This is a genomic window from Streptomyces sp. NPDC058240, from assembly GCF_042882135.1.
In the GTDB taxonomy this organism is placed as follows: domain Bacteria; phylum Actinomycetota; class Actinomycetes; order Streptomycetales; family Streptomycetaceae; genus Streptomyces.
In genome coordinates this window covers 1-5,922 of sequence record NZ_JBHVWT010000111.1, presented here as the reverse complement: position 1 = coordinate 5,922, position 5,922 = coordinate 1, and the positions used below count along the sequence as shown (strand labels likewise).

Annotated in this window: 6 protein-coding genes; 1 reads left to right on the top strand and 5 read right to left on the bottom strand. The window is 67.3% G+C overall.

From position 1 onward, the window contains the following. Positions 1–114: 114 nt before the first annotated feature. The 4 genes from ACFVX4_RS41410 to ACFVX4_RS41395 form a co-directional block, all read right to left on the bottom strand. Positions 115–564, bottom strand: coding sequence for a helix-turn-helix domain-containing protein (locus ACFVX4_RS41410; protein ID WP_389988490.1), 450 nt, complete (start codon positions 562–564; stop codon positions 115–117). 182 nt (positions 565–746) lie between these two features. Further along, complete coding sequence (locus ACFVX4_RS41405) at positions 747–1,472, bottom strand: dienelactone hydrolase family protein (RefSeq protein WP_389988487.1); 726 nt, start codon at positions 1,470–1,472, stop codon at positions 747–749. A 182-nt stretch (positions 1,473–1,654) separates the two neighbouring features. Further along, complete coding sequence (locus ACFVX4_RS41400) at positions 1,655–1,963, bottom strand: helix-turn-helix domain-containing protein (protein ID WP_389988484.1); 309 nt, start codon at positions 1,961–1,963, stop codon at positions 1,655–1,657. A gap of 282 nt (positions 1,964–2,245) precedes the next feature. Continuing rightward, entirely contained in the window at positions 2,246–3,358 is a 1,113-nt protein-coding gene (locus tag ACFVX4_RS41395) for an ABC transporter substrate-binding protein (protein ID WP_389988481.1), read from the bottom strand. Positions 3,359–3,782: 424 nt separating this feature from the next. Between ACFVX4_RS41395 and ACFVX4_RS41390 the strand changes: the two genes are divergently transcribed. Further along, positions 3,783–4,757 carry an SMI1/KNR4 family protein gene (locus tag ACFVX4_RS41390; protein WP_389988478.1) on the top strand — a complete coding sequence of 325 codons (975 nt, stop codon included), beginning with the start codon at positions 3,783–3,785 and terminating at the stop codon, positions 4,755–4,757. 8 nt (positions 4,758–4,765) lie between these two features. On the opposite strand, the gene ACFVX4_RS41385 is transcribed toward ACFVX4_RS41390, so the two are convergent. Beyond that, on the bottom strand, positions 4,766–5,608 hold the full coding sequence (locus ACFVX4_RS41385; protein WP_389988475.1) for an IS5 family transposase: 843 nt from the start codon (positions 5,606–5,608) through the stop codon (positions 4,766–4,768). Positions 5,609–5,922 lie beyond the last annotated feature (314 nt).

Below are 5,922 nucleotides of genomic sequence, written 5' to 3'. Positions count from 1 at the left end.
GCGCGGACGTCTTCCGCTTTATCGAGGTCGAGTACAACCGAACCCGTCTGCGCAAGCATCCAATCTACGGCTACGTCACCCCGATCGAGACCAGGGCCCTGGCGGCCCAAGATCTCACCCACGCAGCGTAAACATTCGCTGTCCGTGATCGTGGGGGAACTTCAAGGAGCGGTGCTGCCAGGGCTTGAGCGCGTCCTCGGCCAGCCAGCGGCGCACGGTGGACGCCGACACGAACGCGGCGATGCCCCGCTGGATGGCTTCATAGGCCAGTTCCGGGCATGACCAGCGCGACAGCGGCACTCCGCTCTCGGCGGGCAGCCAGCAGGCCAGTGCCTTGGCCTCGGCAACCTGCAGCGACGTGAACACCGGTGGGCGGCCGCAGCGTTGACGGTCTTTGAGCCCCGGCAAGCCCTGTTCGGCGAACCGGCCACGCCAGCGGCGCACGGTGTCCAGGTGCAGCCCCGTCTCCTGGGCGATACGCACGTTGGAGCGTCCGCGCGCGGCGTGCAGCACCACCTGTGCACGCACCCGCAGCCGGTGCTCGGTCTTGTGGCCGTAGGCCATCGCCTTCAGTCGCGCGCGTTCGGCGGCACTCGGGGCTATCGGGCAGGCAGTGCGGAGGGGCATGGCGGGAGAGCCGATCGGCCGAAGTGGATCACTGGCAAGCCGCAGTTTCCCCGCCCGCGTTGGCAGTGGAGCCCAGGAATCGCGGCGGTCACCGGGCGTCCGAGCTTGGACTGACCAGTTCACTCCGTCACGGGCAGACATTCGGCGAGCAGGTCGACGACGTCGCGCCAGGCTCGCTGTGCGTGCCGTGGGTGGTAGCCGACGCCGGGGCGCACGGTGTGGTCGACCGACGGGTGGTGAAAGGCGTGAAGGGCGCCGCCGTAGACCGCCAGGCGCCAGTCGACGCCCGCGGCCTGCATCTCAGCGGTGAACGCCTCCCGCTGCGCGGGGGGCATGATCGGGTCTTCCGACCCGACCCCGGCCCACACCGGGCAGCGAATGCGCGCCGCCTCGCCCGGTCGGCCCGTGATGAGCCCGTTGACTGTCGCGATCGCGCGCAGGTTGACGCCGTCGCGCCCGAGTTCCAGCCCGACGGCGCCTCCGGTGCCGTAGCCGACGGCGGCTATCCGATCGAGGTCGGTTCGCGGTTCGGTGCGCAACACGTCGAGCGCCGCGTGGCCGATGCCCCGCATCCGGTCGGGGTCGGCGAGCAGCGGCATGCAACGAGCCATCATCTCCTCGGGGTCTTCCAAGTAGCGTCCGCCGTGGAGGTCGAAGGCCAGCGCCACATATCCCAGCTCGGCGAGAGCATCGGCCCGTCGGCGCTCGACGTCGCTGAGCCCCGTGCCCTCTGGTCCGAGCAGCACCGAGGGTCGGCGGTCGATACCGGCCGGGAGCGCGAGGTGCCCGATCATCGTCAGACCGTCGGCCGGGTACTGGACCGTGCGCGTGGTAATCGTCGTCATGAGACTGGACCGTAGTGATCGTCGAGTCCGATCGGGCCGGGGTTCGCCGCTGGCAGAACAGCGCGGGTGTCCCTCTGAAATGCGGCGGTGGCTCACAAGATCCGTCACAACTCCCGTTCCCACGGCAACACCTGCCCCGGCACCACGCACGACACAGGTTCCAGAGTCAACCCCCGAAGGATTTACAGAGCCGACCACTTAGCCTCGGCGACCTGCACGGGAGTGAAACGGGCGGGGCGCCCTGAGCGCTTGCGGTCGGCCAGGGCCGGCAGCCCGCCGGCGGCGAACCGGCCCCGCCAAGCGCGAACCGTGTCCAGGTGCAGACCCGTCTCGCGGGCGATGCGCGCGTTGGAGCGTCCCCGCGCCGCATGCAGGACGACCTGCGCGCGGACCCGCAGCCGGTACTCGGTCTTGTGACCGTGGGCCATCTTCTTCAGCCGCTCGCGCTCGGCGGCAGTCAGCAGCACGGGGCGGGCGCAGGATATGCGCATGGCAGGAGGAACGGCCGATCTCGCGAAGTGGATCACTGACAGTTGTGCAGCCTGCCGCGCCGCTGTGGCGTCGCCGGCTCGCCCAACGATGCCCTGGACTGCGCCTGCGGCCTGCACTATGACGGACCGGCCCTGCGGGCCGAGTCATTGGCGCTGAGATTGATCTTGATGCCGGTCCGACTGCTGGCCTTCTCTGGGCTGCCCCGGGCTAGCGCCGGCACACGTAGACAAGTAGACAGCCTCAAGTTCGGACAGTCTGGACAGTTGGACCTCCGTGCTCTCTCAGCGGGCGTGAAGGACCCGAAAGCGATCGGGTTCCGCCGGATCTCGATCAACGACTTGGATTGGCGTCCTAGCCCATTGCCAAACGCTGATGCCTGGCGTGCGGGAGAACTGGATCTGCCCGCGGGTGCCTTCGACTGCAACGCGCGGCCAGGATTTGGCAATGCGCGCCCGGTCCGCGCCATGAGAACGCAGCACATCGGCGAGGACGGCGACCGTGTCGTAGCCCTCGAAGGCGACGAAGGAAGGCGCTTCGGCCAGCCGCTCGCGGAGGGCCGTCTCGACTCGTGCACCGAGTGGGCTGAGGCGCTCGGGCAGGTAGCGCAAGAACGGGATCGCGGCGCTGTCGTCGCCCAGCAACGTCGCCCATTCGGCGAACTCCGGTTGCCCGGCCGGAGCACCAATCATGATCTCGGCGAGGCGCTGGTCGCGGCGGACCGACTTGACGATCGGCACGGCCGGCTCCGGGTGGCCGACCAGAAGAAGGAGGGCTGTCGCGCGATTGTCGACCAGTTCGTCGCACACGGCCGCGGGGGTGAGCGCGCTCATATCGAGTTCGATGACGGTGCCGCCGCGTGGAGCGAGGTAGTCCCGCAGAATGCGGGTCCCAGATGCCCAGTAGACACTCGGCTGGGCTGCTACGGCGATTCGGCTGTGGCCCGCGCTGAGGAGGAAGTCTGCGTAGATCTGCCAGCCGCGGGACTGCGGCGGGGCGAGGCGCGCGACCCATTCCGTTGGCTGTTCGGTGAGCGCGTCGAGAACCGCTGACGAGCAGAGGAACGGCAGGCCGAGGGCGTCGGCCCTGGCGGCAGCGGCGCGGGCGACGACGCTGTGATACTCTCCTGCCAAGGCAGCCACGCCCAGGCGATCCAATTCGTCTACGGCTGCCGCGGCCTCCTGTGGATCAGCTGCGGTGTCTCGGACCACCAGCTCGAGTGGTCTTCCGACGATCCCGCCGGCGTCATTGACTTCGCGAACGGCCAGCTCGAGTCCAGCGAGCAAGTGTTGGCCTGCCTCGACCCAGCCAGGCCGGGTGAGCGGAACGAGAGCGCCGATCTGCACTGATGATCCGTCAGTCCCCTCCGTTTCAGATGCCGATGGTGGCGTATTCATGCGTTGGCGTCTCCCTCGTGACAATTCGGTCGCAGGTTGCCCAGATCGCCGAGCGGCAAGACCCGGTGGTACGTGTCCATCTCATCTCGCCGTAGCGGGCGCACCTGCGTGATCACGCCGGACATTACATCCACCGCCATCGCCAACAGGCAACTGATTATTTAGAAGCTGCGCAGATTGGCGTGGCTGGGAAGGGCGGGGTGGGCTCCAGGTACAGCCCCGCCGTGTTCGGGATCGCGACGCTCTGTCACCGTCACGCGTAGTTTCCCGAGGCTGGCGTCGTGGATGAGAGTTGCACCGTAGGGGCCTGGCCAGCCTGTGTGTGCTGGATGGCGGGCTGCGGCTACGTGCTCCACTACGCAGATTCGCTGCTGCGGGGACTCGTGGACGTCACCTGTCGGTGCGTGCGGTTATCGTGCCGGTCATGCCTGATGATCTGAGTGTTGACGGCCTGGGGGCTGAGCCCAGCGTGGCGGATGAGCCGGCTGGCGGTGCCATGAATGCGGTGGCCCGTTGGAGGGAGTTCGAGCGGCTACTTGTCGGCAGAGGGCTCGGGTGGGGGTTGTGTTACACGCCAGCACAGCTTCGCTACGTACGTAGCGTGGAGCACCCGCAGGGGGCGGACCTGGAGCACCTGTTGCCTGCCGACTACCGCGCCTTCGTGGCGGAGGTCGGCTATCCCGTGCTCAACTACGGCGGCGATATTGAAGGGTTCGCGTTTCTTCCCCCTGAGGCCATGGCCGCACTGTCGGTCAATCAATGCGGTCCCGAACAGTCGGTCGATCAATGGGATCCCGACTTCGCTTTCCCCCGTCCTGTCAAGGACCAGCCAACCCGGTGTCTGCACGCGCTCTTCGCCAGCTGGGACTTGCCCGATTACGCGGGCTACTCGTTCGGTCCGGCCGGGGACGAGGAAAAGATCGCCGTGTGGATCGGCTCGGACGGTGCGCCCGAGGACGTGGCGGGTACGTTCACCGAATGGCTCAACGCGGAGATGGATCTGCACGAGCAGCACATCGCCGAGTTCGACGATGCGAAGGTGGCCGAACTGCGAATGGCTTACGACAAGGCTGTTGACGAGCCGCGCATGGCCGGCGTTGACCCGGATGATTCTTACGGCCTGCTCGGATACTCGCTGGGCGGCTCCTACGACCAGGCCGCGTACACCGCCGAGGACCTTGACCTGTTCTGGGTGGGCCCTGGCGTATGCGGCGGTGATCACGGCGTGTACGGGCTGATAGACGGGTCGGGCACCTGGCGGATCCCGTACGGCACCAGGTTCAGGGCCGTTCGGCCATTCCGCGATGGCGTCGCCGAGGTCATAGTGGCCTCGAAGGGCACCAGCGATACCGGCCCGTGGACCAGGATTCGGCCGGATGGATCGATCGTGCGCGGATAGGCGTGGGTTCATGAGCGGCGGTGCGGGCGTTCGTCCCAGCGGTGGGTTGTCCATGCCTGGCGGATCAGGCTGCGTACGGTGATGATGGTGTCGGCGAGATCGAAGAACGCGTTGATCACGGTGGTCCGGCGCTCGTAGCAGCGGGCGAGGCGCTGGAAGGCGTTCTGCCAGGCGTGGGTACGTTCCACGTGCCACCTCTGACCTGCCTGGATCGGCGCCTTCTCGCCTTTGTGAGCGATTCGGCCGTGCAGGCCGCGTTCGGCGAGCAGGGCGCGGGTCTTGTCGGAGTCGTAGCCGGCGTCCAGGTGCACGGTGATGTCGTCGGGCAGGGGTCCGAGGTCGTCCAGCAGGTCCAGGGTCGGGGCGAGCAGCGGGGAGTCGTGGCGATTGGCTCCGGTCAGGACGCGGCCCAGTGGAATGCCGTAACCATCCGTCATGCCGGAACGTTTCAGGCCTTGTTTGCCGCGGTCGACCGGCGAACGCCCGGCTGCTTCGCCGCCGCCGGGAGCCTTGGCGATGGCGCCGTCGACGGCGATCCGGTCCAGGACGAGGCCGACGATCCGGTCGTAGGACTCCAGCGCGATCCGCTGGAACTCGGCGAAGACGCCCAGTCGTATCCACTCGTCGCGGCGGCTGCGGATCGTGGTGGCCGAACACGTCATATCCGCTATCGCCTGGTAAGAGCAGCCGAACCGCAGGAGCTGCAGCATCTTGTCGAAGACGATCCGGTCACTGATGCGCCGACGGTGGCAGCCGAGCGGATGGTCCGGGTGATACTCCGGCCGCACAGGCAACAGGGCCGCGAACTGATCCCAGAGCGGTTCAGTGAGCCACGACGGCAGAACGGGCACAGGTCTCCTCAGTAATCACAGAGCGTTGCAACTCCATGATCACTGGGCCTGTGCCCGTTCCTACTGCCGGTGTCCCCAACCGCGCCTATCCGCGTGACCACTTATTCAGGTGCCCGGACTGCACCTGCGGCCTCTACCTCGCCGGACCGAACCTGCGATCCGCACTCCGCACACGGCCTGACCTCGCGTCAACCCCCGAAGGACTTCCAGAGCGGACCACTTAGCTTGCGATTTTAGGACGTGAAGATCGTTTAGGTTTGGGTTCTGCTGTTCGCCGGACATGGGAACGGCCTTCGGGTGACGCTGGGTTCTCG